The sequence below is a fragment of the Mangrovicoccus algicola genome (assembly GCF_014903745.1).
Taxonomy (GTDB): Bacteria; Pseudomonadota; Alphaproteobacteria; order Rhodobacterales; family Rhodobacteraceae; genus Mangrovicoccus; species Mangrovicoccus algicola.
In genome coordinates, this window is record NZ_JACVXA010000068.1 from 1 (window position 1) to 23,562 (window position 23,562).

A 23,562-nucleotide genomic window follows, 5' to 3' on the forward strand; every position below is an offset into this window, starting at 1 on the left:
GGGGCCTGCGCGCCGCGGGGGGCGGACCCCGCCGCGTCGCAGCCGGGATGGCCGGGCTCGGCCCGGCGGTGAACGCCCAGCGAGGCGCCGACCGCCTTGTCGGGATTGCGGCAGATGCGGCTCACCAGGTCAGCGACGGAACGGCGCGAGACCGGCTCCTGCGGATTGGCGAAAGCCTCGTCGCGCGCGGAGAGGCCATAGGCGACCTCGTCCTCGTCCGATAGCCAGGCGGGGCGCAGCAGCGTGTGATCCACCCCCGCCGCCTCGATGATCCGCGCGGCGGCGCGATGCGGCGCGAAACCGGCGCCCAGCCGCATCCCCGGCACTTCGCCATGCACGCCCATCGCCGAGACGAAGACCAGCCGCCGCAGCCCGGTGCGCGCCATGGCCGCGGTGATCGCCGCCGCATGGGTGTCGAGCGCGCCGGAGAGATTGGCATAGACCATGTCCTGCCCGTCCATCGCCGCCTCCAGCATCAGCGGATCCAGCACGTCGCCCTCGAAGACGCGGGTGCCGTCCCCGGCCGTGGCCATCGCGCGGGTGGCGTCGCGCAGGAACAGCGTCATGCGGCTTTCGCCGTCCTCGCGCAGCGACCGGATCACGTGCCGCGCGATCTGGCCGTTGGCGCCGAGTATCAGGATCCTGTTCATCGGGTGCTTCCTTTCCCTGGGGCGGTCGCCGGGCTCTACGCGGGGGGGCCGCGGTTCCGTCGCGGCACGGAGGCGGCGACACGCGGTCGTGACCGGAGGTGAGGGTCCTATGCGAAGCTAGCGCGGGTCGCAAGCGGAGGGAACCTCCGCTTGGTCGGCGGGGCGCTCACATTTGCGGGAGCGGGGCCGCCCGGTCGGGGCCGGGCGGAGGACGGCGCCGGTTTTCCGCGTGCGGCCCGGCCTGTCATCTGTCACAAAAGGGGCAATCGCGGCACCCGAGACCGAAAGGACCCGTCCCATGCCCTGGCCGAAGATTCTTCCCGCTGCCGTGCTGCTGTGCCTTGTCGCGGGATGCGGCGGGCCGCGCGCGCCGGTGGCGGTGCCCTCGGTGACGGCGGCGAACCTCTCGCCGCTTCTGGGGCTGCCCTTCGGCACGGCGATCGACCAGGTGGAGGCGCTGGGATACGAACGCGTGCGCGGGCGCGGCTCGGGCAGCTACTGGTCGGAACCGCGCAGCGGGCGCTGCGCCCGGCTGGGCCGCGGCCGCGGGCGGCTGACCTCGGTGATGATGCTGCCGCGCGACGAGTGCTGAACCGGGCGGCGCGGCAGCCGTCCATCGGCAAACGGCAACTGGCAGGAACGGAGGCGGCATGGCACGGATCGTGATCCTGACGGGGGCGGGCCTGTCGGCGGAAAGCGGGCTGGGCACGTTCCGCGACAAGGACGGGCTGTGGACCCGTTACGCGCTGGAGGATGTCGCCACGCCCGAGGGCTTCGCCCGCGATCCCGCCCTGGTGATGGCGTTCTACAATGCCCGCCGCGCCAACATGGTGGCGGCGGCGCCCAATGCCGCGCACCGGGCGCTGGCGCGGCTGGAGGCGGCGCGGCCGGGCGAGATCCGCATCATCACCCAGAATGTCGACGACCTGCATGAACGCGCCGGCAGCCGCGCGGTCTGGCACATGCATGGCGAATTGGCGCGGGCGCGCTGCGCGGCTTGCGGGGCGGTCTGGCCGGCACCGGCGCAGATGCGCCCCGCCGATGCCTGCCCGGACTGCGCGGCCGCGGCCACGCGCCCCGACGTGGTGTGGTTCGGGGAATATCCCTATCACATGGAGGCGATCTGGGAGGCGCTGCGCGCGGCGGAGCTGTTCGTCTCCATCGGCACGTCGGGGCAGGTCTTTCCGGCGGCGGCCTTGGTGCAGGATGCCGCCCGCGCCGGGGCCGAGACGCTGGAGCTGAACCTGGAGCCCTCGGAGGTCAGCCGCGATTTCGAGGAGACCCGCCTGGGCCCGGCGACGGAACTGGTCCCGGCCTGGGTGGCGGAGATCCTGGCCGGCTGAGCCGCGCCGCGCGATCGGGCCGACGCGATCCGACCGGCAGGGCCTGACCTGCGGGGCGGGCGGGGATATCGACCCGCCGCGATGCGGATTTCGCAAAACTGTCACCGGACTGCGACCTGCAATTCAAATTGCAGGTGCAATTGTCGTTGCCATGACAGGACAGAATGACAGCCCCTTTTCCCTGGACGACTTGGTCAGCCGCAATGCCGCGCGGCTGACCGAGGCCGATACCCGCCTGCTGGACGTGCTGCTGGGCGACCCGGTGCGCGCGGCGCTGGAGAATGGCCGGGAGATCTCGGACCGCGCGGGCGTGCACCCGGCCTCGGCGCTGCGGCTGGCGCGGCGGCTGGGCTTCGACGGCTATCCGGCCTTCCGCAATTTCCTGCGCAGCAACTTGGCGCAGGGCGGGCAGGATTTCGGCACCGCCTCCGCGCGCATGGCCGCGCGGCTGGTCCAGGCCGAGGAGGGCGGGCTGCTGGGCTCGGTGATCGACGGCGAGACCGCGGCGCTGGAGGCGCTGCGCGCCACGCTCGGCGATGACGATATCCGCGGCTTCTCCGAGGTGCTGCGCGACGCGCGGCGGATCTTCGTCCTCGGGCTGGGCCATGCCGCCAGCCTGTCGGCGCTGATCGCGCTGCGGCTGGGGCGGTCGGGCTACGAGGCGACCGACCTGGCCGCGCGGCTGCCGCAGATGGCGCTGGCGCTGTCGGGGCTCGGCCCGGGCGATGTCATCTGGCTGCTGTCCTTCCGCGCGCCGCACCAGGCGGTTCTGTCGCTGGGGGCGCTGGCGCGCGAGAGGGGCGCCACGGTGCTGGCGCTGACCGATGCCGGGGCGCCGCCGCTGCGTCCCGCCCCCGACCGGCTGATCGCCGCATCGCGCGGCCGCGCGGGCGAGACCCAGTCCCTGACCGTGCCGATGACCGTCGCCAATGCTGTGATCCTGGATCTTGCCGGGATCGATGGCGGCCGGTCGCTGCAGGCGCTGGAGGACCACCGCAAGTTCCGCGCGACGCTGCCCGACCCGTGGCAGTGACCGCCCCGCCATAACAACAAGAACCGCCCTGACACAGCCATTCCAACCTTCGGAACCCGACATGCGACACATCTTCAAGACGACGGCCCTGACGGGCCTGCTGGCCTGCGCGGCCGTCTCCGCCCAGGCCGCGACCACGGTCGAATTCTGGCACAGCTTCAAGGGGGCCTCGGGCGAGGTTCTCGACGGCATCATCGCCGAGTTCGAGGCCGCCAATCCCGGCATCGACATCGAGGCCAGCTATATCGGCAATTACAACGACATCGTCGCCAAGCTGCAGGCCGCCATCCCGGCCCGGCGCGCCCCCGACGCGGTCATCCTGGAGGTGACGCGCTACGGGCTCTTCGCCGATCGCGGCGTGCTGGCCGAACTGGACGGCTACCTGGAGGCCGACCCGCTGAGGGACGACCTCTTCGGTTTCGCCCGCGAGGTCGGGGTCTACCAGGGCAAGACCTGGATCGTGCCCTTCAACTCCTCGACGCCGGTCCTCTATGTCAACAAGGCGGTCTTCGCCGAGGCGGGCATGGAGGAGATCCCCGATCTGGGCGATTTCGACGCCATCCTGGCGGCGGCGCAGACGGTCCAGCAGAGCCTGGGCGATGACGGCATTTCCGGCATCGCGGCGCCGGGGCAATTCGCGCGCTGGGGGCTGATCATGGCCAATGACAGCGACCTGATCGACAGCGTCTCGGGCGATATCCTGATCGACGCGCCGGAAACGGTGGAGGCCTATGAATGGATGGCCTCGCTGGTCTCCGGACATGGCGTCGCCTCGGTGGACGGGGTGACCGAGGAGGATAACGGCCGCGACGCCTTCCTGGCGGGCAAGGTCGGGATGATGATGAACTCCACCGGCAATTTCCGCAGCGCCAAGACCGCGCTCGGCGAGGACCTGGCGGTGCTGCCGATGCCGTGCAACCGGGCCTGCTCGGTGCCGATCGGCGGCGCGGGCATCGGCATCCTCTCCAGCGCGGAGGCCGAGGTGCAGCAGGCGGCATGGCGCTTCATCAGCTACGCGGCCGGGGCGGAATCGAACGCGAAATGGTTCGCGGGCACCGGCTACATGCCGATCAACCGCAACACCGCCGCCCAGCCGGTCGCCGCGGCCGCGCTGGAGCAGGAGCCCGGCATCACCGTCGCCATCGGCCAGCTGGACGTGGCCCGCGGCCGTCCGCGCCCGCCGGTCGTGACCTGGATGCGCGCCAGCGAATACGACGTGTGGCAGGCCATGGCGCTGGGTCAGCGCGAAGTCGCCCCGGCGCTGGAGGATTTCGCCGCGCGCACCCGCGCCGAGGCCGCGCGCACCAACTGAGCCCGGACCGCAACCGGGGTACGGGGCCGCCGCGGCGGCCCCGTCTCCATCGGAGCCTGCCTGCCATGCATTCCAGAGCCACGCCCTATCTTCTTGTCGCGCCGCTGATCCTGTTCGTCGGCGTCTTCACCTATGTCCCGATCCTGACCAGCCTGGACCTGTCCTTCCGCGAATGGGATTTCCTGTCCCCCGACCGCCCCTGGGTGGGGCTGGAGAATTACCGCCTGGTGATGTCCTCGCAGGAATTCTGGAACTCGGTGCGGGTGACGGCGCTCTTCGCGGCGATCTCGGTGCCGCTGCGCCTGTGCCTGGCGCTGGGGATCGCCAGCTACCTGGTGCGCGAGGCGCTGCCCCAGCGGCTGCTGCGCGGGGCGCTGTTCTTGCCCTCGGTCACCTCCACCGTCGCCATCGCGGTGGTCTTCTCCTGGCTCTTCGCCACCGATTACGGGATGATCAATGCCGCGCTGGCGGCGCTGGGGCTGCCGCGGCTGCACTGGCTGCAGGATCCGGGGCTGGCGCTGTGGGTGATCATCATCGTCAATACCTGGAAGCAGCTGGGCTATGACATCGTCATCTACATCGCCGGGCTGCAGGCGATCCCGCAGGACCTGTACGATGCCGCCGCCGTCGATGGCGGGCGCCGCGGCCATGTCTTCCGCCGGGTGACCGTGCCGCTGGTGATGCCCACCACCTATTTCCTGCTGATGATCTCGGTGATCGAGGCCTTCCAGGTCTTCACCGTGGTCGATGTCATGACCCGCGGCGGCCCGGCCGGGGCGACGGACATGCTGGTCAACCTGCTCTATCGCGTGGGCTTCACCCTGTTCGACATCGGCACCGGATCGGCCATCGCCGTGCTGCTTTTCGTGCTGCTGACGGCGCTGGCGCTGATCAAGTCGCGCGTCCTGGGACGGAGGGTGCATTATGAGGCGTGACACCCTGTGGAGCTGGGCGGCGCTGGCGGCCGGGCTGATCTTCCTGTCGCCGGTCCTCTATACCGTGGTCCTGTCCTTCCAGAGCGTGGAGGCCTATTATGCCGGGGGCTTCTCCTTCACGCTGAAGAACTATGCCCAGGCCTTCGGGCAGTACGATTTCCTGCGCTACCTGCTGAACAGCATCCTGGTCTCGGGCGTCGTGACGCTGGGCGGGCTGGCCATGGCGGTGACGGCGGCCTTCGCCTTCGCGCGGTTCGACTTTCCCGGCGGCAACCTGATGTTCGCGGCGGTGGTCGCGACGCTGATGATCCCCAGCCATATCACGCTGATCCCCAATTACCTGACGCTGGCGCGCGCCGGGCTCCTGGACAGCTATGCCGGGCTGATCCTGCCGGCGCTGGCCAACGGCTTCGCCGCCTTCTTCCTGCGCCAGTACATCCGCGGCATTCCCCGCGCGCTGGACGAGGCGGCCTATATGGACGGGGCGCGGCCGCGCCAGGTGCTGTGGCGGGTGATCGTGCCGATCTCGCGCCCGGCGATCCTGTCGATGGGGCTGTATATCTTCATCGGCGAATGGAACAACTACATCTGGCCGCTGGTCGCGCTCAACGACCGCGACCTCTACACGCTGCAGATCGGGCTGGCGCAGCTCTACAAGGAGAATCCCGGCGAGGACCTGGTCAACTGGCCGCTCGTCATGGCGGCCTCCACCATCACCATCCTGCCCATCCTGCTGGGTTTCCTTCTTGTCGAACGCCATCTGGTGCGCGGCATCACGATGGGAGCCGTGAAATGACGGAGCTTCACATGACACGCATCGCCTCGCATCGCGGCGGCACGCTGGATTTCGGCGACAGCACGCCCGCGGCCTTCCGCGCCACCGCCGCGCTGGCGCTGGAGGAGGTCGAATTCGACCTGCATCCCAGCGCCGACGGCGCCATCATCGTCCATCACGACGCGACCCTGGACCGGAGCACGGACCGCAGCGGCGCGATCGCCGGGATGAGCCTGGCCGAGATCCGCGGCGCGCGGCTGGATCACGGGGCGGGGGCGCCGCCGCCGACCCTGCAGGAGCTGTGCGCCATCTTCCGCGACAGTCCCGTCGGATTTCGCTGCGAATTCAAGCCCGGCGCCGACGGGCGGCCCTATCCGGGTTTCGTCCCCCGGGTGCTGGAGGCGCTGGCGCGCGAGGGGATGCTGGCGCGCACGGTCTTCTCTTCCTTCCAGATCGAGACCCAGGACGAGCTGGCGCGGCTGAGCGACCGGCCGCGGCTGTGGCTGGTCAGTCCGCCGGTCTTGCGCCAGCTGGGCGAGGCGGCGGTGATCGAGACCGCGCTGGCCCATGGCATTCCCGAGATCGGGGTGATGATCGACTGCGCCGATGCCGGGCTGCAGGCGCGGGCGCGTGCGGCGGGGCTGGAATTCGGCTGCTACGCCGCCCATGACACCGCGCGGATCGACCGGGCGCTGGCGCTGGGGGTCAAGGTCTTCACCACCGACCGGCCGCTTCTGGCGATCGCCCGGCGCGAGGCCTTCCTGCAGGAGCGGGGCGCATGACCGGCATCACGCTGCGCGACATCCGCAAGAGCTATGCCGGCGGGCCGCAGGTTCTGCATGGCGTGTCGATGGATATCCGCCCCGGCGAATTCGCGGTGATCGTCGGGCCGTCGGGCTGCGGGAAATCCACCCTGCTGCGGCTGATGGCGGGGCTGGAACGGGCAGAGTCGGGCCAGATCGCCATCGGCGGCCGACAGGTGAACGACATCCCGCCGCAGGATCGCGACATCGCCATGATCTTCCAGAATTACGCGCTCTATCCGCATATGAGCGTGGAGGAGAATATCTGCTTCGGTCTGGAGCTGCGCGGCGTGAAGCGGCGCGTGCGGCAGGCGCGGGCGCGCGAGGTGGCCGAGGCGCTGCGGCTGACGCCCTACCTGTCGCGCAAGCCCGGCGCGCTTTCGGGCGGGCAGCGCCAGCGCGTGGCGATGGGCCGGGCGATGGCGCGGGCGGCGGGGGTGTTCCTGATGGACGAGCCGCTCTCCAATCTGGACAATGCGCTGCGGGTCGAGATGCGCAGCGAGATCAAGGCGCTGCACCGGCAGCTCGGCGCCACGATGGTCTATGTCACCCATGACCAGACCGAGGCGCTGTCGCTGGCCGACCGGGTGGCGGTGATGAAGGACGGGCATCTGCAGCAATTCGCGGCCCCGGCCGAGATCTTCGACCGGCCCGCCAACCGCTTCGTCGCGGGGTTCCTGGGCCAGCCGCAGATGAATTTCCTGCCCGCCGCGGCGCTGCCCGGATGGCCCGGCCCGGCGGATGTCACCGTCGGGCTGCGCCCCGAGGCCTTCCGGCTGGAGCCGCCGGAAAGCGCCGCGCCGGGGATCGAGGGACGCGTGGTGCTGTCGGAGATGACCGGCGCGGAGGTGGTGCTGCATTGCGAGACGGCGCCGGGGCGGCTGGTGGTCAGCGCGCGGCGCGATGGCGCGATGACCGGCCGGGACACCGTGCGGCTGTGCTACGACCCGGCCCAGGCGCATCTGTTCGACGCCGCCACGGGGGCGCGGCTGGGCTGAGATCCGGCCGGGGCGGGGAAGGTGAACTTTTCCGCCCCTGCGCTGTTGCCGTATCGCGGGGCATCGGCGCCCCGCGACGGAGGCAGCGATGAAAGCGACATCCAAGGCACAGCAGAAGGCGGCGGGGGCGGCGCTCTCGGCGAAACGCGGCGAGACGAAGGTCGGCGACCTTCAGGGGGCCGCGCGCGAGATGCATGACAGCATGTCCGAGGCGGAACTGGAGGACATGGCCTCCACCCCGCGCAAGGGCAAGCCGGAGCGGGCGCCGGACGACTGAACCCCGCCCGCAGGCGCCGCGGAGGGGGAGGGCCCGGCTCGGGGGCCGGGCCGGGACGGCGCGGGCTCAGGCCGCGGCGGCATTCACGCGGGTCTGCGCGATCCGGGTCATGCGGGCATCGCCCGAGAGCGTATGGTCCAGGCAGGCGGAGAGCGCGGCGGCATCGCCGTGCAGCCCCAGCCGGTTGGCATAGGCCACGAGGCACCCATAGCCCGCAACCGCGTAATGGACCATGCGCTGGTACTGGGCGATGATCATCGCGTCGCGCGCGGCCGGATCGCCGAAGGCGGCATCGACGCCATGGGCGATCGCCTCGGCCGAGAGCCCCTCCATGCCGCGGCAATGCTCGCCGGTGGGTTCGACCCCGTGCCCGCCGCAGAGCTCGGCGGTGCGCTCCAGCCCTTCGGCGATGCCGTTCACGCCGTCCTCCAGCGCGCGGATCAACTCCGGATCCGTGGCCGCGCGGGCCAGCGCGACGGTGGCCTCGGCGGCCTGGTCATTCGCGCTGTGGAGGTCCTGGAGCTGGTCAAGATACACGTCTTTCAGCGAATTGAGGGCCATGTCGGGTCTCCCTTCTTGCCTCGGGTCATCATGGCGGAACAACGGGCCCGTCGCGGCCATTGTTCCGGTAACGGATGCGGGAGCGGAAAGGGGCGGCGCGGCGCGTGGAAGAGTTCATCGAATTTGCCTATCACCTGACAGGGCCGCAGCGGGGCCGCGCGATGACCGCCGATGCCGAGATCGCCGCGGCGCTGCGCGACCCCGCCCCGGCCTGGGTCCATCTTTCCGCCGCCGACAGCCGCAGCGCGGGCTGGATCGACGCGCATCTGCACCATCTCGACGCGCCGGTGCGCGAGGCGCTGACCGAGGAGCAGACCCGCCCGCGGGCGGTGGCCCTCGGCGCCGGGCTGCTGGTCAACCTGCGGGGCATCAACTTCAACGAGGGCAGCGACCCCGAGGACATGGTCTCGGTCCGGCTGTGGATCGACGGCAACGGCATCGTCTCTCTGTCGCGCCGTCCGCTGCGGTCCGTCGCGGCGGTGGCGGCGCGGGTCGCGGCGGGGCAGGGCCCCGCGCGCAGCGGCGATTTCCTGGCGGAGCTGGTGGAGGAGCTGACCGAGCGGCAGGAGGCGCAGGTGGCCGACCTGGAGGAGCGGGCAGAGGCCCTGGAGGCCGAGACCGTGGCCGATCCGCATCCGGCGCTGAGCGCGCGCCTGTCGGACATGCGGCTGGAGCTGATCGGGCTGCGCCGCTTCCTGGCGCCCCAGCGCGAGGCGATCCAGGCGATCCTGCGCGCGCAGATGGCCTGGATCGAGGATATTGATGCCAAGCTGATCGCCGAACAGCTGGACCAGGGCGCGCGGATGCTGGAGGGGCTGGAGGCGATGCGCGACCAGTTCCAGACGATCCGCGACGAGCTGGAGGCGGCGCGCGACGAGCGCACGAACCGCAACCTGTACATCCTCTCGGTGATCTCGGCGGTGTTCCTGCCGCTGGGCTTTCTCACCGGGCTGATGGGCATAAACCTGGGCGGGATGCCGGGGGCCGGATCATCGGCGGGGTTCTGGATCTTCTCCGGCGCGCTGGTGGCGATCGGGCTGGCCGTGCTGCTGGTCATGCGCCGGATGCGGCTGTTCTGACCCCGCCCTGCCGACCGAGACGCGCAGAGACCCGAAAGGAGAGACCCATGCCGGACGCCAATGCACCGACCGCCATCCTCTACCGGATGGTGATGCCCGATCACCTCTGCCCCTTCGGCCTGAAATCGAAGGACCTGCTGGAACGGCGGGGCTACCGGGTGGAGGACCATCACCTTGCCAGCCGCGACGAGACCGAGGCCTTCAAGGCCGAGCACGGGGTGAAGACCACGCCGCAGACCTTCATCGATGGCAGGCGCATCGGCGGATATGACGATCTGCGCGTCCATCTGGGCATCGACAAGCCCGAGCAGGCGCGCAGCGGCACGACCTATCGGCCGGTGATCGTGATCTTCTGCATCGCCGCGCTGACGGCGCTGGCGCTGAGCTGGCATCAATACGGCACGCTCCTGACGCTGCGGGCGGCGGAATGGGCGCTGTCGCTGTCGATGGTGCTGCTGGCGGTGCAGAAACTGCAGGATGTCGAGTCCTTCTCGACCATGTTCCTCAATTACGACCTCCTGGCGCGGCGATGGGTGCCCTATGGGCGCATCTATCCCTATGCCGAGGCGGCGGCGGGCGTGCTGATGACCGCCGGGGCGCTGGTCTGGATCTCCGCGCCGGTGGCGCTGTTCATCGGGGCCGTGGGGGCGGTCAGCGTCTTCAAGGCGGTCTATATCGACCGGCGGGCGCTGAAATGCGCCTGCGTCGGAGGCGGTTCGGACGTGCCGCTGGGCTTCGTCTCGCTCAGCGAGAACCTGGTGATGGTGGCGATGGGCATCTGGATGCCGCTGCGCGCCTGGGGCGTGATCGGCACCGGCTGATCCGGGCGGGCCTGCGGCATCGCGGCACTGGGGTCCGCGCCCGATCCGGATAGTACTGCCCCGGCCGGGGGGAGGCGGCGCACCGGTACCGGATGGCAGGCTCTCCCGGCTGCCGCGAAAGGACCCGACGATGACAGACCCGCTTCCCCTGGCTTCCGCCGATGCCGCAGGTTCATGGCTGCAGGACCCGGTGCATCTTGCCTTCCTGCGGGAGGATGCCGCGCGGCAGGCGGGGTTCTTCGCCCGCAGCCTGCGCGCGGATGGCGGGTTCGACCTGCTGGATCTCGACGGCACGCCGCTGCCGCGCGGCCCGCAGGAGCTGCACACCACCACGCGGATGGTGCATTCCTTCGCGCTGGCGCGGTGCCACGGGATCGCCGGGGGCGAGGCGGTGATCGATGCGGGCATGGCCTTTTTGCGCGACCATCACCGCGATGCGCGCCATGGCGGCTATCTTGCCTCGGCCGGGGCGGGGGGCGACGGGACGAAGCTGGCCTATGGCCACATGTTCGTGCTGCTCGCCGCCGCCAGCGCCGGGCTGGCCGGGCATCCGCAGGCCGATGCGCTGCTGGCGGATGTCGCCGAGGTGCTGGAGACGCGGTTCTGGGACGCTGAGGCGGGGCTGTTCCGCGACGAGTTCACCCGCGACTGGCAGCCCTTCTCGGACTATCGCGGGATGAACGCCAACATGCACGCCGCCGAGGCGCATCTGGCCGCCTACGAGGCCACCGGCGAGACCGTCTTCCTCGAGCGGGCCGGGCGGATCCTCAAGGTCTTCACCGCCCGGATCGCGCCCCGGCATGGCTGGCGCCTGCCGGAGCATTACACTGCCGACTGGCAGGTCGATCCCGGCTATGCGGGCAACCCGATGTTCCGCCCCCGGGGCACCACCCCGGGCCATTCGCTGGAACTGGCGCGGCTGCTGCTGCAGCACTGGGACCTGACGGGCCGTCCCGGCGATGCGGCCCCCGCCCGGGCGCGGCGGCTGGTGGCGCAGGCGGTGGAGGATGCCTGGCGCCCCGATGGCGGCTTCGCCTACACGCTGGATTTCGGCGGCGGGGTGGATGTCGCGGATCGCTACTGGTGGCCGGTGACCGAGGGGATCGGGGTGATGGCGGCGCTGATCAAGCTTGGCGGCGCGGAGGCGGAGGCGGACGAGGCGCTTTATCGCCGGTTCTGGGAGTTCGCCGCGGCGCATCTGGTGGATCACGAGCGCGGCGGCTGGTATCCCGAACTGGACGAGGCCGGCCGTCCGGCCGCGCGCCAGTTCACCGGCAAGCCCGATATCTACCATTCGCTGCAGGCGGTGCTGTTCCCGCCGGTGCCGGGCCTGTCGCGCAGCACCCCGCCAGCCCGTGCAGGCTGACGGCCGCGCCCGGCCCGGGGGGATGCGCGGCGGCCCGTCCCGTGATCCCGGTCCCGGGCCGCGACAGGGCCGAACAGGCGCCTGCCTGCGCGAGGTTCCGCCCGCTGCGGCCGCGCTGAAAGGGCGCGATGACAGCGGCGCCGCGCCGGCGTAGAAGCGCCGGACCCACGGCGCCGCGGCGCGCGGGCAGGTGATGGACGGAAAGCGGGGTCGCGGTTCCTTGGGCGCAACGGTGATGGTGACGGGCGGGGCGGGCTATATCGGCTCGCATGCCTGCAAGGCGCTGGCGGCGCTGGGTCATGTGCCGGTGAGTTTCGACAATTACTCGACCGGATGGCGCGAGGCGGTCAAATACGGCCCCGCCGAGGAGGGCGACCTGCGCGACGGCGCGCGGCTGGCAGAGGTGCTGGCCCGGCACCGGCCGCGGGCGGTGCTGCATTTCGCGGCCCTGTCGGACATTGCCGAGGCGGGGCGCGATCCGGCGCGCTACTGGGACACCAATGTCGTCGGCACGCTGCGCCTGCTGGAGGCAATGGCGGCGGCCGGGACCGGGCAGCTGGTCTTCTCCTCGACCTGCGCGGTCTACGAGGCGCATGACGGCCGGGTCCTGGACGAGACCTGCCCGCTGGGGCCGCTCAATGCCTATGGCGCCTCCAAGCGCGCGGCCGAGGACCTGATCCGCGACACCGCCGCCGCATCGGGGCTGCGCCACGTGATCTTCCGCTATTTCAACGTCGCCGGGGCCGATCCCTCGGCGGAGATCGGCGAATGCCACCGCCCCGAGACGCATCTGGTGCCGCGCGCGCTGGCGGCCGCGGCGGGGCAGGGGGCGGGGCTGCGCATCAACGGCACGGATTATCCCACGCCCGACGGGACCTGCCTGCGCGATTACGTGCATGTCTGCGACGTGGTCGCTGCGCATCTGCTGGCGCTGGATCACCTGCAGAGGGGCGGGGGCCCGGAGCTGTTCAACCTCGGCTCGGGGCATGGCCATTCCGTGCGCGAGGTCATCGCCGCCGTGGAGGCCGCCACCGGCCGCAGCGTGCCGGTGGAAGAGGGGCCGCGGCGTCCGGGCGACTGCGCGGCGCTGGTCTCGGGATCGGCGCGCGCCGCCGAAGCCCTGGGCTGGACGCCCCGCCATGCCGCGCTGGAGGATATGATCGCCACCGCCCGGGCCTGGCACGAGGGACCGGGCTACCGCCGCTAGCAGCCGCAGGTGCCGGTCGCCGGACCGGTCCCGCGAGAAGCTGCGTCCCGCAGGGATCCGTCCGACCCGCCCCGGGGGGCCGGGACGTCATGCCTGTCCGGCGCGGAAACCCTGCGCGCGGCGGGCGAGGGCGGGGTCACACCGGGACCACCACACCCGCGATCTGGGCGGTATTGCCGATATGGGTGCGCATCGCGCGGGCCGCCGCGCTGCCGTCGCCGCTGCGCAGCGCGGCGAGAATGGCGTGATGCTCGGCGATGGAGGCCTCCATGCGCGACACTTCCGTATTGGGAATGGGCACGCGCTGGCTTTCGGTCAGCACGTCGTGGATCGAGCGGTAGAACATGCGCAGCATGCCGTTGCCGCAGGAATCGGCGATCAGGGAATGGAAATCGAGATCGGCCTCGACATGGGCCAGCAGGTCGCCGTTGCGCCAGGCGGTTTCGAACAGCTGCGCCGCTGTGGCCAGCGCCTCGAGCTGCGGAGGCGTCATCTGCGCGGCGGCCAAGCGGCACATCTCGCCCTCGATGGCCAGCCGGGTCTGGAACACCTCGGCGATCGTATGGCGCGCGTCATGGCGCCAGTTCTCCCCGGCCTTGGGGGCCTGGGTGCGTTCGCCGCTGACGAAGGTGCCGCGCGCGGGCAGGGTGCGGATCAGCCCCAGGGTCTCTAGCGTCAGCAGGGCCTCGCGCAGCGAGGCGCGCGACACGCCCAGCCGTTCCGACAGGACCCGCTGGGAGGGCAGCCGGGAATCGGGGGGGAACTCGCCGCTGCGAATCATTTCCTGGATACGGCGCGTGACAACCTCGGTCACCGGCAGCTTTCCGAAATCCTCTGTCATCATTCCGTCCTCGAATTAGGCAGGTCGCGCCGGTCCGGGCGCATGCCCCACCGGAAGGAGTGATTGCACACTTGCAAAACGGTGGCCAGCGTGATCTTACCGGTATGACTGGTCAGACCAGTAAATTGCAACGCGCCTCGCGCGACAGAAGAACAGGGAAGACGTTATGCTCAGGAAAGTGATGATTCCGGCCTGGATCGTGGCGGCGGGCTTCGGTGCGGCCGCACAGGCGCAGGAGGCGCTGGAAGTCGGCGCGAATATCGGCAACGTGCCCTGGGAATTCCAGGACGAGAGCGGCGATTTCGTCGGTTTCGAGGTCGATCTGGCCAATGCCGTCGCCGCGCAGCTCGGCCGCGAGGTGGAGATCGTGAACATTCCCTTCAACGGGCTGTTCTCGGCGGTGCAGTCGGGGCGCATCGACATGGCGATGTCCTCCATCACCATCACCGACGAGCGCCTGCAATCGGTCAGCTTTGCCCAGCCGTACTATGACAGCGATCAGTCGCTGACCGTGGCTGCCGGGGGGCCTGCCTCGGTGGAGGAGATGAAGGACAAGGTGGTCGGCGTCGATACCGGCTCCACCGGCGACATGTGGGCGACCGAGCATGCGGAGGAATACGGCTTCGCCGACATCCGCCGCTACGAGGGTCTCCAGCCGGCGATGCTGGATCTGACCGCGGGGCGGATCGACGGCTATATCTCCGACATTCCGGCGCTGCAGTACTACGTCAAGGACAAGCCCAACCTGGAGGTGGTGGCCCGCATCGCCACCGGCGAGAAATACTCCTTCATGTTCGCCAAGGACGCGGAGCTGGCCTCGGAGGTCAACGGCATCCTCGGCGCGCTGAAGGAGGATGGCACGCTGGCCGGGCTGCACGAGAAATGGTTCGGCGCCGCTCCCGAGGCCGGCACTTCGACGGTGACCGTGCTCGACATGCCCGCCGCCGAGTGACGCGCGCGGCCCGGGCGCCCCGGCGTCCGGGCCCCAGCAGGGGATCCCCATGGACTTGTTCGAAACCTTCTTCAATCTCGAGGTGCTGGCCCGCAGCTTTCCGATGCTGCTCAAGGGGCTGTGGCTGACGCTGCAGCTGGGCGCGGCAAGCATCCTGGCGGGGCTGGTCCTGGGCCTCGGGCTGTGCATGATGCGCCTCTATGCGGCGCGCCCGGTGCAGATCCTCACCCGCGTCTATATCGATGTCTTCCGCTCGATCCCGCTGCTGGTGCTGCTGATCATCGTCTATTACGCGCTGCCCTTCGTGGGGCTGCGGCTGTCGCCCTTCGTCTCGGCCATGGCCGCGCTGACCATGGTCTCGGGCGCCTACACGGCCGAGATCTTCCGCTCGGGGATCGAGGCGATCCCGCGCGGCCAGTTCGAGGCCGCGGCGGCGCTGGGTCTGGGCCATCGGCAGACCATGACCGACGTGATCCTGCCGCAATCCATCCGCATGGTCATTCCGCCGCTGACCAACAATTCGATCAACGTCGTCAAGGATACCGCGCTGGCCTCGGTCGTGGCGATGCCGGACCTTCTGAAACAGGCCACCCAGGCGCAGGCGCTGGCGGCCAATCCCAGCCCGCTGATCGGGGCGGCCGTGATCTACCTGGCCTTCCTTCTGCCGCTGGTGCTGCTGGTGTCGCGGCTGGAACGGCGGCTCAACCGGGGGAAGGCATGATGCCGGGCTATATCAGCATCCGAAACCTGCACAAGCATTACGGCGAGTTCCACGCGCTGCGCGGGATCGACCTGGAGATCGCCCGTGGCGAGGTCGTCTGCGTGGTGGGGCCCTCGGGATCGGGGAAATCGACCCTGATCCGCTGCATCAACCGGCTGGAGGACTTCTCCGCCGACAGCGCCATCCGCGTCGACGGCGTGCCTGTCCTGCCCGGCTCCAACCTGGCGCGGGTGCGCGCCGAGGTCGGCATGGTCTTCCAGAGCTTCAACCTGTTTCCGCATCTCACCGTGCGGGAGAACATCATGCTGGCCCCGCGCCGGGTGCGCCGCACCGGCCGCGCCGAGGCCGCGGCCCAGGCGGACCGCCTGCTGGAGCGGGTGGGGCTCGCGGCCCATGCCGGGAAATATCCCAGCGCCCTGTCGGGCGGCCAGCAGCAGCGCGTCGCCATCGCCCGGGCGCTGGCGATGGAGCCGCAGGTGCTGCTTTTCGACGAACCGACCTCCGCGCTCGATCCCGAGATGGTCGGCGAGGTGCTCGACGTGATGCGCGACCTCGCACAGACCGGCGTGACGATGGTGGTGGTGACCCACGAGATGGGGTTCGCCCGCCAGGTCGCCGACCGCGTGATCTTCATGGATGGCGGCGAGGTGATCGAGAGCGCGCCGCCGGAGGCGTTCTTCTCCGCCCCGCGCGAGGCCCGCACCCGCAATTTCCTGCACGCCGTGCTGGATCACTGAACAAGACATAGCGACAAGAGACAGGGGCAGGCGATGCCGGACTACAAAGATCAGCTGGACATGGGCTTCGTGCGCGGCCAGTTTCCCGCGCTGGAAAAGGACTGGGCCTTCTTCGACAATGCCGGCGGCTCCCAGACGCTGCGCGGCGCGATGGAGCGGATCGTCGAGTTCCTGACCCATCGCGACGTGCAGATCGGCGGCAGCTACGAGATCTCGCAGCTGGCGGCCGAGGCCCTGATGCAGGGGCGCCGCGCCGCGCAGACCCTCGTCAATGCCGCGCGCCCCGAGGAGATCGTCTTCGGCGCCTCGACCACCGCGCTGGTGCAGACCCTGGCGGCGGCCATGCGCAGCCAGTTCGAACCCGGCGACGAGATCATCGTCACCCATGCCGATCACGAATCCAATATCGGTCCCTGGGAACGGCTGCGCGAATTCGGCGTGGTGATCAGGGTCTGGCCCTTCGATACCGACACGATGCAGCTGCGGCTGGAGGATCTGGAGCCGCTGATGGGCCCGCGCACCAAGCTGGTCTGCGTGCATCACGTCTCCAACATCCTCGGACAGATCAACCCGGTGCGGGAGATCGCGGAATTCGTCCATGCGCGCGGCGCGAAGATCTGCGTGGACGGGGTCGCCTATGCGCCGCACCGGGCGATCGACGTGACCGGCTGGGATGTCGATTACTACATCTTCAGCCTCTACAAGTGCTACGGGCCGCATACCGCGATCATGTACGGCAAGCACGCGCTGCTGGCCGAACTGGACGGGCTGTACCACTATTTCTACGGCAAGGATAAGGTCCCCGGAAAGCTGGAGCCGGGCAATCCCAATTACGAACTGGCCTATTCGGCAACCGCCGTGGTCGCCTATATCCAGGAGCTCGGACGCCGGGACGGATCGCAGGCGGAGGGCCGCGCGCTGCTGGAGGCCGGGTTCGAGGCCATCGCGCGCCAGGAACAGGTGCTGACCGACCGGCTGCTGGACTGGCTGCGCGCGCGCGGCGACTGCCGGGTGATCGGCCCGGCGGAGAACCCCGCGAACCTGCGGGTGCCGACCATCGCCTTCCGCGTGGCGGGCATGGCCTCGGGGGCGGTGGCACGGGCGATGGACGACCACAGGGTGGCCATCCGCTTCGGCGATTTCCACTCGCGGCGGCTGGCGGAGCTGCTGGGCGAGGATCACGACGAGGGCGTCGTGCGGGTCTCCATGGTGCATTACAACACCCTGGCCGAACTGGAGCGGATGCTTGCCGCGCTGCCGGGCATCATCGGGGCAGAGGCCGCGGCATGACCGCGGCGCAGCCCGACCTGGTGATCCGCGGCGGCACGATCGTCACCGCCGCGGACCGGTTCCGTGCCGATCTTGCCGTCAGCGGCGGGCGGATCACGCAGATCGCCGAGCATGTCGCGGGCGGTGCCGAGGAAATCGACGCGACCGGGCTGCTGCTGCTGCCCGGGGGGATCGACGCGCATGTCCACCTGGCGCAGGAGCAGGGCGACGGCACGGTGATGGCCGACGGGTTCGGTTCGGGCACGCGCTCGGCCGTGGCGGGGGGCAATACCACGGTGCTGCCCTTCGCGCTGCAGCGGCGCGGCCAGTCGCTGCGCGAGGCGGTCGCGGCCTATCATGCGCTGGCCGAGGGCCAGTGCTGGTGCGACCTGTCCTTTCACATGATCATCACCGATCCCACGCCGCAGGTCCTGGGACAGGAACTCCCGGCCCTGGTGCGCGAGGGCTATACCTCCTTCAAGGTCTTCATGACCTATGACGACATGGTGCTGAACGACGCCCAGCTTCTGGAAGTGTTCGACGTGGCGCGCCGCGAGGGGGCGCTGGTGATGGTCCATGCCGAGGGGCATGACGCGATCAAGCACATGACCCGCAAGCTGGAGGAGGCCGGGCAGACCGCCCCCTATTTCCACGCCGAGGCGCATTCGCGCATCGCCGAGCGCGAGGCGACGCACCGCGCCATCAGCCATGCCGAGCTGGTCGATGTGCCGGTCGTGATCGTCCATGTCTCGGGGCGCGACCCGATGGAGCAGATCCAGTGGGCCAAGCGGCGCGGGCTGAACGTGTTCGCCGAGACCTGCCCGCAATACATCGCCCTGACCCGCGACGACCTGAAGGGGCTGAACATGGATTTCGAGGGGGCGAAATACGTCTGTTCGCCGCCGCCGCGCGACCATGACAGCCAGGAGGCAATCTGGCAGGGGCTGCGCGACGGCACCTTCGACCTGTTCTCCTCCGACCACTGCCCGTTCTTCTTCGAGGAGGCGGGCGGCAGGGGAAAGGACAATCCCCGGGCGCGCACCGCCTTCAAATGGGTGCCCAACGGCATTCCGGGCGTGGAGACGCGGCTGCCGATCCTGTTCTCCGAGGGCGTGTCCAAGGGGCGCATCACGCTGGAGCGCTTCGTCGCGCTGACCGCCACCAATCCCGCCCGGCTCTACGGCATGTATCCGCAGAAGGGGGCGCTGGTGATCGGGGCGGATGCGGACATCACGCTCTGGGATCCGCAGCGCCGCTGCACGCTGCGCCAGGAGCATCTGCATCACGGCGCGGATTACACGCCCTATGAGGGGATGGAAATCACCGGCTGGCCGGTGCGCACCATCCTGCGCGGGCAGACGGTCTTCAGCGAGGCCGGCGGGGTCGCGGAACGGCCGGAGGGAACCTATCTGGCGCGCGGGAAATCGCCGCGCCGCCTGTGATCCGGTGCCGCCGCGCCCGGGGATCCGGCCGCAGGGCGTGACGGTTTCCGCGCCTCCCGCCTGACCAGGCCGGGAGGCGGCATGGCCCGGGGGGCGCAGGGGAGACCCTGCCTCCGCCCGGGCCATGTGCGTCCCAGCCTGGTCCGCGGCCCCCGCGGCAGCCCCCGGCGCGCAGGCCTGAAGCGGCGATCCGTCCGCCCCGGTGCTCCGGGGATCGGCTGTCTCTCCGGTATCCGGACCCCTTTCCCGGCAGGACCCGGGGCGCGGACCTCCGGTCCATGCCGGGCGCAGAGGCCGGCCTCTGCCCGGGCCCCGAGGATTCGGGGGGCTGCACGGCCAGGGGGTTTCCCTCGCATGCGGCGATCGTCCGGCGCGACAGGCCCGGGCCGGTCTCCGCAGAATGACGGTCGCCGGAGGCGTCCATTTCCCGCATGGCCCCGGATGGGGCGGCGGGTCGGGAGCGGCCGCCATGCGTCTTGCCGGATCAGCGCGGCGTGCGCATGGCCCGCAACCGTGGCGCCATCGCCATCGGTGCGGCACCGGCCGCCCCGGATCTGTCCCCGTTTCCGGTGCAGCCGCCCGCCCGCCATGCCCGGGCCGGACGGGGCCGGGGAAACGGAAACGCCCCCGCCGGAACGGGCCGGCGGGGGCGCTGATGTCAGGTCCCTTCGTCCGGCCGGGGCGGGCCCGGCAGGACGGCAGGGCGGGCGATCAGGGGATCAGCCGCGCGATGATCAGGTCGGCCGCCTCCTCGGGGGTCATCTCGGTCGTGTCGATGCGCAGCTCGGGCGCCTCGGGATGCTCGTAGGGGCTGTCGATGCCGGTGAAGTTCTTCAGCTGGCCCGAACGCGCCTTGGCATAGAGCCCCTTCACGTCGCGGCTCTCGGCGACATCCAGCGGCGTGTCGACGAAGATCTCCAGGAACTCGCCGGGATGCATCATGCCGCGCACCATGTCGCGTTCCGAGCGGAAGGGCGAGATGAAGGCGGTGATCACGATCAGGCCCGCATCGGTCATCAGCTTGGCGACCTCGCCGACGCGGCGGATGTTCTCCACCCGGTCGGCCTCGGTGAAGCCCAGGTCCTTGTTCAGCCCGTGGCGCACGTTGTCGCCGTCCAGAAGGAAGGTGTGGCGGTTCATCCGCGCCAGCTTCTTCTCGACGATATTGGCGATGGTCGACTTGCCCGATCCCGACAGGCCGGTCAGCCAGACGACGGCGGGCTTCTGGTGCTTCATGTGGGCGTGGTGGTCGCGCCCGATATCGGTGGCCTGCCAGTGGATGTTCTGGGCGCGGCGCAGCGCGAAGTTGATCATCCCGGCCGCAACCGTGTGGTTGGTGATCTTGTCGATCAGGATGAAGCCGCCCAGGTCGCGGTTCTCGGCATAGGGCGCGAAGGGGATCTCGCGGTCCAGCGTGATGTTGGCGACGCCGATGGCGTTGAGGTCCAGCGTCTTGGAGGCCAGGTGTTCCTGGGTGTTGACATTGACCTCGTATTTCGGCTCGGCGACGGTGGCCGACACGGTCTGCGTGCCGATCTTCAGCCAGTAGGCCCGGCCCGGCAGCAGCTCCTGCTCGTCCATCCAGACGATCGTGCTCTCGAACTGGTCGGCCACTTCCAGCGGCGCCTGCGCGGCCGAGATCACCTGCCCGCGCGAACAGTCGATCTCGTCGGTCAGGGTCAGCGTGATGGATTCGCCCGCCACCGCCAGGTCGCGGTCGCCCTCCAGCGCCACGATCCGCGCCACGGTCGAGGTCTTGCCCGAGGGCAGGACGCGCACCTCGTCGCCCGGGCGCACCTGGCCCGAGGCCACGAGACCGGCGAAGCCGCGGAAATCCAGGTTGGGGCGGTTCACCCACTGCACCTGCATGCGGAACGGACCGGCCTGTTCGCGGCTGTCCTCGACTTCCACGGTCTCCAGATGCGGCAGCAGCGACACGCCGTCATACCAGGGGGTGTTCTCGCTGGGGCCGGTGATGTTGTCGCCCTTGAAGCCCGAGATCGGGATCGGGGTGAATTCCTCGATGCCGATCTCGGCTGCGAAGGCGGTGTAATCGGCGACGATCTTGTCGAAGACCGCCTGGTCATAGCCCACCAGGTCCATCTTGTTGACGGCCAGCACGACGTGGCGGATGCCCAGCAGCTTGACCAGGTAGCTGTGGCGGCGGGTCTGGGTCAGGATGCCCTTGCGCGCGTCGATCAGGATCACGGCCAGGTCGGCGGTCGAGGCGCCGGTGACCATGTTGCGGGTATACTGCTCGTGGCCGGGCGTGTCGGCGACGATGAACTTGCGCTTCTCGGTGGTGAAGAAGCGGTAGGCGACGTCGATGGTGATGCCCTGCTCGCGCTCGGCGGCCAGACCGTCGACCAGAAGCGCGAAGTCGATCTCCTCGCCCTGGGTGCCCGAGCGCTTGCTGTCGGCCTCCAGCGTGGCCAGCTGATCCTCGAAGATCATCTTGGAATCGTAGAGCAGCCGCCCGATCAGGGTGGATTTGCCGTCATCGACCGAGCCGCAGGTGATGAAGCGCAGCATGGTCTTGTGCTGGTGCGTCTCCAGGTACTGCTCGATATTCTCGGCGATCAGCGCGTCGGTCTTGTAGATGGGGTCTTGGGTGTTCATGGAAGGGATACCTGACTGAAATGGGAGGAGGGAAGGCGATCCGGCGCGGCGGCGCTCAGAAATAGCCTTCCTGCTTCTTCTTCTCCATCGAGGCGGCCTGGTCGTGGTCGATGGCCCGGCCCTGGCGCTCGGAGGTGGTGGTCAGGAGCATTTCCTGGATCACCTCGGGCAGGGTCTTGGCCTCGCTCTCCACCGCGCCGGTCAGCGGATAGCAGCCCAGCGTCCGGAACCGCACCGAGCGCATCACCGGCTCTTCGCCATTCAGCGGGAAGCGGTCGTCATCGACCATCAGGATCAGCCCGTCGCGCACCACGGTCGGGCGCGGCGCCGAGAAATACAGCGGCACGATCTCGATGCCTTCCAGGTGGATGTACTGCCAGATGTCCAGCTCGGTCCAGTTGGAGATCGGGAAGACCCGCACGCTTTCGCCCTTGGCCTTGCGCGCGTTATAGAGACGCCACAGTTCCGGGCGCTGGTTCTTGGGGTCCCAGCGGTGGTTGGCCGAGCGGAAGGAGAACACGCGTTCCTTCGCGCGGGCCTTCTCCTCGTCGCGGCGCGCGCCGCCGAAGGCCGCGTCGAAACCGTATTTGTCCAGCGCCTGCTTCAGGCCTTCGGTCTTCCACATGTCGGTATGCAGCCCGCCATGGTCGAAGGGGTTGATGCCGCGTTCCTGCGCCTCGGGGTTCTGGTAGACGAGCAGTTCCATGCCCGCATCCTTCGCCGCCTTGTCGCGCAGCTTGTACATTTCCTGGAATTTCCAGGTCGTGTCGACATGCAGCAGCGGAAAGGGCGGCGGCGCGGGATAGAAGGCCTTCTTCGCCAGATGCAGCATGACGGCGCTGTCCTTGCCGACGCTGTAAAGCATCACCGGGTTCTCGGCCTCGGCGACGACTTCGCGCAGGATGTGGATGCTCTCGGCTTCCAGGCGCTGCAGGTGGGTAAGGGTTTTGCTGTCCATCGGGCGTCTCTGTCAGAATGATACTCTACTGAGGACCCAAGCTAAACTTGCCTTCCCCGCCCGGAACCCCCCATATGGGGGGTAAATATGCGGAGGGCCCGAATGTCGCAGGAGACCCAGATCACCGCTGCCCTCTACGAGGCGGCCATGGCGTCCGGGGACGCGGCCGCCGCCGATGCCGATGCGCCGTCCTGGCCGGGATTCCTCGCCCGCCTGGCGGATGCCGCCCAGGCCGAGAGCGCATTGCTGCGCGTCGATCTGCCGGGCCTGCCGGGGCGGCTGTGGCAGGCCGGGGCCCCCTGGCAGGGACCGCCCGCGGAGGTGGCCGAACGGATGCGCGCGGGCCGGGTCTATTCCGCGACCGACCTGCCCGGGGGCGCGGCGGATGATGCCGCGCGGCCGCTGCGGGCGCTGCGCCGGGTCGGCGGGCGCGGCGGGCAGGTGATCCTGGCGCTGGCCCGCGGCGGGACGGATTTCCGCGCGGTGGACGGGCTGCTGCTGTCGCATCTCTCGCCGCATCTGCTGCCGGCGCTGGAGGGCTGGAGCGCGCTGGAGCGCGCGCGCGACCGTGCCCGGCAGGACCGGGACCTGTGCCGCGCGCTCGGCGCGGGATGGGTCATCTTCGCGCCCTCGGGGCAGATCCTCGACATGGCGCCGGGGCTCGAGGACCAGCTGCGGGGCGCCGCGGGGATCGCGATCCGTGCCGACGGACGGCTGGCGCTGGATCCCGCCGCCGCGCAGGCGCTGCACCAGGGCCTGGCCGCGACGGCGCGGCCCGGCGGCGCGCAGGGGCGGGATCCGGCCTGGGTGACGCTGTCGCAGCGGCCGTGCCTGCAGATGCGGCTGGAGCCCGGCACGGCGGC

At 70.0% G+C, this 23,562-nt stretch carries 24 protein-coding genes; 19 read left to right on the plus strand and 5 right to left on the minus strand.

Going from position 1 to position 23,562, the window contains the following annotated elements; translation table 11 throughout:
- The coding region (locus ICN82_RS17565; RefSeq protein ID WP_193185419.1) for an NAD(P)H-binding protein at positions 1 to 650 on the minus strand (650 nt) is incomplete at its 3' end.
- Between the two features lie 298 nt (positions 651 to 948).
- Between ICN82_RS17565 and ICN82_RS17570 the strand changes: the two genes are divergently transcribed.
- The 9 genes from ICN82_RS17570 (at position 949) to ICN82_RS17610 (ending at position 8,126) form a co-directional block, all read left to right on the plus strand.
- Positions 949 to 1,242, plus strand: coding sequence for a hypothetical protein (locus tag ICN82_RS17570; protein ID WP_193185422.1), 294 nt, complete (start codon positions 949 to 951; stop codon positions 1,240 to 1,242).
- A gap of 58 nt (positions 1,243 to 1,300) precedes the next feature.
- Positions 1,301 to 1,993: an NAD-dependent deacylase gene (locus tag ICN82_RS17575; protein ID WP_193185425.1), complete on the plus strand. Its 693-nt coding sequence runs from the start codon at positions 1,301 to 1,303 to the stop codon at positions 1,991 to 1,993.
- Positions 1,994 to 2,144: 151 nt separating this feature from the next.
- Entirely contained in the window at positions 2,145 to 3,026 is an 882-nt protein-coding gene (locus tag ICN82_RS17580) for a MurR/RpiR family transcriptional regulator (RefSeq protein WP_193185429.1), read from the plus strand.
- 61 nt (positions 3,027 to 3,087) lie between these two features.
- Positions 3,088 to 4,338 (plus strand): ABC transporter substrate-binding protein, encoded by a 1,251-nt coding sequence (locus ICN82_RS17585; protein WP_193185431.1) that lies wholly within the window; start codon positions 3,088 to 3,090, stop codon positions 4,336 to 4,338.
- A 65-nt stretch (positions 4,339 to 4,403) separates the two neighbouring features.
- The gene (locus tag ICN82_RS17590) at positions 4,404 to 5,273 is read left to right on the plus strand and encodes a carbohydrate ABC transporter permease (protein WP_193185434.1); all 870 of its coding nucleotides are present in this window, start codon (positions 4,404 to 4,406) and stop codon (positions 5,271 to 5,273) included.
- Positions 5,263 to 6,069, plus strand: coding sequence for a carbohydrate ABC transporter permease (locus ICN82_RS17595; protein ID WP_193185437.1), 807 nt, complete (start codon positions 5,263 to 5,265; stop codon positions 6,067 to 6,069). The genes ICN82_RS17590 and ICN82_RS17595 overlap by 11 nt, the downstream gene beginning before the upstream one ends.
- On the plus strand, positions 6,066 to 6,830 hold the full coding sequence (locus tag ICN82_RS17600; RefSeq protein ID WP_226898576.1) for a glycerophosphodiester phosphodiesterase family protein: 765 nt from the start codon (positions 6,066 to 6,068) through the stop codon (positions 6,828 to 6,830). Before ICN82_RS17595 ends, ICN82_RS17600 begins: the two co-directional genes overlap by 4 nt.
- Positions 6,827 to 7,849, plus strand: coding sequence for an ABC transporter ATP-binding protein (locus ICN82_RS17605; protein WP_193185439.1), 1,023 nt, complete (start codon positions 6,827 to 6,829; stop codon positions 7,847 to 7,849). The genes ICN82_RS17600 and ICN82_RS17605 overlap by 4 nt, the downstream gene beginning before the upstream one ends.
- Before the next feature lie 88 nt (positions 7,850 to 7,937).
- Positions 7,938 to 8,126 carry a DUF3008 family protein gene (locus tag ICN82_RS17610; RefSeq protein ID WP_193185442.1) on the plus strand — a complete coding sequence of 63 codons (189 nt, stop codon included), beginning with the start codon at positions 7,938 to 7,940 and terminating at the stop codon, positions 8,124 to 8,126.
- 66 nt (positions 8,127 to 8,192) lie between these two features.
- Here ICN82_RS17610 and ICN82_RS17615 read toward each other — a convergent pair whose 3' ends face one another.
- Complete coding sequence (locus ICN82_RS17615; RefSeq protein ID WP_193185445.1) at positions 8,193 to 8,687, minus strand: YciE/YciF ferroxidase family protein; 495 nt, start codon at positions 8,685 to 8,687, stop codon at positions 8,193 to 8,195.
- A 104-nt stretch (positions 8,688 to 8,791) separates the two neighbouring features.
- Between ICN82_RS17615 and ICN82_RS17620 the strand changes: the two genes are divergently transcribed.
- The 4 genes from ICN82_RS17620 to galE all read left to right on the plus strand — a co-directional run bounded on the left by ICN82_RS17620 (position 8,792) and on the right by galE (position 13,160).
- Entirely contained in the window at positions 8,792 to 9,766 is a 975-nt protein-coding gene (locus ICN82_RS17620) for a zinc transporter ZntB (protein WP_193185447.1), read from the plus strand.
- A gap of 47 nt (positions 9,767 to 9,813) precedes the next feature.
- Entirely contained in the window at positions 9,814 to 10,587 is a 774-nt protein-coding gene (locus ICN82_RS17625) for a MauE/DoxX family redox-associated membrane protein (protein ID WP_193185450.1), read from the plus strand.
- 130 nt (positions 10,588 to 10,717) lie between these two features.
- Entirely contained in the window at positions 10,718 to 11,953 is a 1,236-nt protein-coding gene (locus ICN82_RS17630) for an AGE family epimerase/isomerase (protein ID WP_193185453.1), read from the plus strand.
- Positions 11,954 to 12,188: 235 nt separating this feature from the next.
- Positions 12,189 to 13,160, plus strand: coding sequence for a UDP-glucose 4-epimerase GalE (gene galE / locus ICN82_RS17635; RefSeq protein ID WP_226898581.1), 972 nt, complete (start codon positions 12,189 to 12,191; stop codon positions 13,158 to 13,160).
- Positions 13,161 to 13,296: 136 nt separating this feature from the next.
- Here galE and ICN82_RS17640 read toward each other — a convergent pair whose 3' ends face one another.
- Positions 13,297 to 14,001, minus strand: a complete 705-nt coding sequence (locus ICN82_RS17640) for a FadR/GntR family transcriptional regulator (protein ID WP_193185460.1) — start codon at positions 13,999 to 14,001, stop codon at positions 13,297 to 13,299.
- A 181-nt stretch (positions 14,002 to 14,182) separates the two neighbouring features.
- On the opposite strand from ICN82_RS17640, the gene ICN82_RS17645 reads away from it, so the two are divergent.
- The 5 genes from ICN82_RS17645 to hydA are packed head-to-tail and all read left to right on the plus strand — an operon-like array spanning position 14,183 to position 19,122.
- Entirely contained in the window at positions 14,183 to 14,953 is a 771-nt protein-coding gene (locus ICN82_RS17645; protein ID WP_226898577.1) for an ABC transporter substrate-binding protein, read from the plus strand.
- Positions 14,954 to 15,002: 49 nt separating this feature from the next.
- Positions 15,003 to 15,674 carry an amino acid ABC transporter permease gene (locus tag ICN82_RS17650; protein WP_193185465.1) on the plus strand — a complete coding sequence of 224 codons (672 nt, stop codon included), beginning with the start codon at positions 15,003 to 15,005 and terminating at the stop codon, positions 15,672 to 15,674.
- On the plus strand, positions 15,674 to 16,411 hold the full coding sequence (locus ICN82_RS17655) for an amino acid ABC transporter ATP-binding protein (protein WP_193185467.1): 738 nt from the start codon (positions 15,674 to 15,676) through the stop codon (positions 16,409 to 16,411). The genes ICN82_RS17650 and ICN82_RS17655 overlap by 1 nt, the downstream gene beginning before the upstream one ends.
- 33 nt (positions 16,412 to 16,444) lie before the next feature.
- Positions 16,445 to 17,701 (plus strand): cysteine desulfurase-like protein, encoded by a 1,257-nt coding sequence (locus tag ICN82_RS17660; RefSeq protein WP_226898578.1) that lies wholly within the window; start codon positions 16,445 to 16,447, stop codon positions 17,699 to 17,701.
- Positions 17,698 to 19,122 (plus strand): dihydropyrimidinase, encoded by a 1,425-nt coding sequence (hydA, locus tag ICN82_RS17665; RefSeq protein WP_193185469.1) that lies wholly within the window; start codon positions 17,698 to 17,700, stop codon positions 19,120 to 19,122. The genes ICN82_RS17660 and hydA overlap by 4 nt, the downstream gene beginning before the upstream one ends.
- Before the next feature lie 711 nt (positions 19,123 to 19,833).
- Here the strand turns inward: hydA and cysN are convergent.
- Both cysN and cysD read right to left on the minus strand, forming a co-directional pair.
- Complete coding sequence (cysN, locus tag ICN82_RS17670) at positions 19,834 to 21,741, minus strand: sulfate adenylyltransferase subunit CysN (RefSeq protein ID WP_193185471.1); 1,908 nt, start codon at positions 21,739 to 21,741, stop codon at positions 19,834 to 19,836.
- A gap of 55 nt (positions 21,742 to 21,796) precedes the next feature.
- On the minus strand, positions 21,797 to 22,699 hold the full coding sequence (gene cysD, locus ICN82_RS17675; protein ID WP_193185473.1) for a sulfate adenylyltransferase subunit CysD: 903 nt from the start codon (positions 22,697 to 22,699) through the stop codon (positions 21,797 to 21,799).
- Positions 22,700 to 22,801: 102 nt separating this feature from the next.
- On the opposite strand from cysD, the gene ICN82_RS17680 reads away from it, so the two are divergent.
- The coding region (locus tag ICN82_RS17680) for a hypothetical protein (protein WP_226898579.1) at positions 22,802 to 23,562 on the plus strand (761 nt) is incomplete at its 3' end.

Coding starts and splice junctions, on each gene's coding strand:
- ICN82_RS17610 (WP_193185442.1), top strand. CDS start 7,938: ATGAAAGCGACATCCAAGGCACAGCAGAAGGCGGCGGGGGCGGCGCTC.
- ICN82_RS17570 (WP_193185422.1), top strand. CDS start 949: ATGCCCTGGCCGAAGATTCTTCCCGCTGCCGTGCTGCTGTGCCTTGTC.
- ICN82_RS17595 (WP_193185437.1), top strand. CDS start 5,263: ATGAGGCGTGACACCCTGTGGAGCTGGGCGGCGCTGGCGGCCGGGCTG.
- ICN82_RS17650 (WP_193185465.1), top strand. CDS start 15,003: ATGGACTTGTTCGAAACCTTCTTCAATCTCGAGGTGCTGGCCCGCAGC.
- ICN82_RS17615 (WP_193185445.1), bottom strand. CDS start 8,687: ATGGCCCTCAATTCGCTGAAAGACGTGTATCTTGACCAGCTCCAGGAC.
- ICN82_RS17590 (WP_193185434.1), top strand. CDS start 4,404: ATGCATTCCAGAGCCACGCCCTATCTTCTTGTCGCGCCGCTGATCCTG.
- ICN82_RS17640 (WP_193185460.1), bottom strand. CDS start 14,001: ATGACAGAGGATTTCGGAAAGCTGCCGGTGACCGAGGTTGTCACGCGC.
- cysN (WP_193185471.1), bottom strand. CDS start 21,741: ATGAACACCCAAGACCCCATCTACAAGACCGACGCGCTGATCGCCGAG.
- hydA (WP_193185469.1), top strand. CDS start 17,698: ATGACCGCGGCGCAGCCCGACCTGGTGATCCGCGGCGGCACGATCGTC.
- ICN82_RS17625 (WP_193185450.1), top strand. CDS start 9,814: ATGCCGGACGCCAATGCACCGACCGCCATCCTCTACCGGATGGTGATG.
- ICN82_RS17630 (WP_193185453.1), top strand. CDS start 10,718: ATGACAGACCCGCTTCCCCTGGCTTCCGCCGATGCCGCAGGTTCATGG.
- ICN82_RS17580 (WP_193185429.1), top strand. CDS start 2,145: ATGACAGGACAGAATGACAGCCCCTTTTCCCTGGACGACTTGGTCAGC.
- galE (WP_226898581.1), top strand. CDS start 12,189: ATGGTGACGGGCGGGGCGGGCTATATCGGCTCGCATGCCTGCAAGGCG.
- ICN82_RS17605 (WP_193185439.1), top strand. CDS start 6,827: ATGACCGGCATCACGCTGCGCGACATCCGCAAGAGCTATGCCGGCGGG.
- ICN82_RS17585 (WP_193185431.1), top strand. CDS start 3,088: ATGCGACACATCTTCAAGACGACGGCCCTGACGGGCCTGCTGGCCTGC.
- ICN82_RS17655 (WP_193185467.1), top strand. CDS start 15,674: ATGCCGGGCTATATCAGCATCCGAAACCTGCACAAGCATTACGGCGAG.
- ICN82_RS17575 (WP_193185425.1), top strand. CDS start 1,301: ATGGCACGGATCGTGATCCTGACGGGGGCGGGCCTGTCGGCGGAAAGC.
- cysD (WP_193185473.1), bottom strand. CDS start 22,699: ATGGACAGCAAAACCCTTACCCACCTGCAGCGCCTGGAAGCCGAGAGC.
- ICN82_RS17600 (WP_226898576.1), top strand. CDS start 6,066: ATGACGGAGCTTCACATGACACGCATCGCCTCGCATCGCGGCGGCACG.
- ICN82_RS17660 (WP_226898578.1), top strand. CDS start 16,445: ATGCCGGACTACAAAGATCAGCTGGACATGGGCTTCGTGCGCGGCCAG.
- ICN82_RS17645 (WP_226898577.1), top strand. CDS start 14,183: ATGATTCCGGCCTGGATCGTGGCGGCGGGCTTCGGTGCGGCCGCACAG.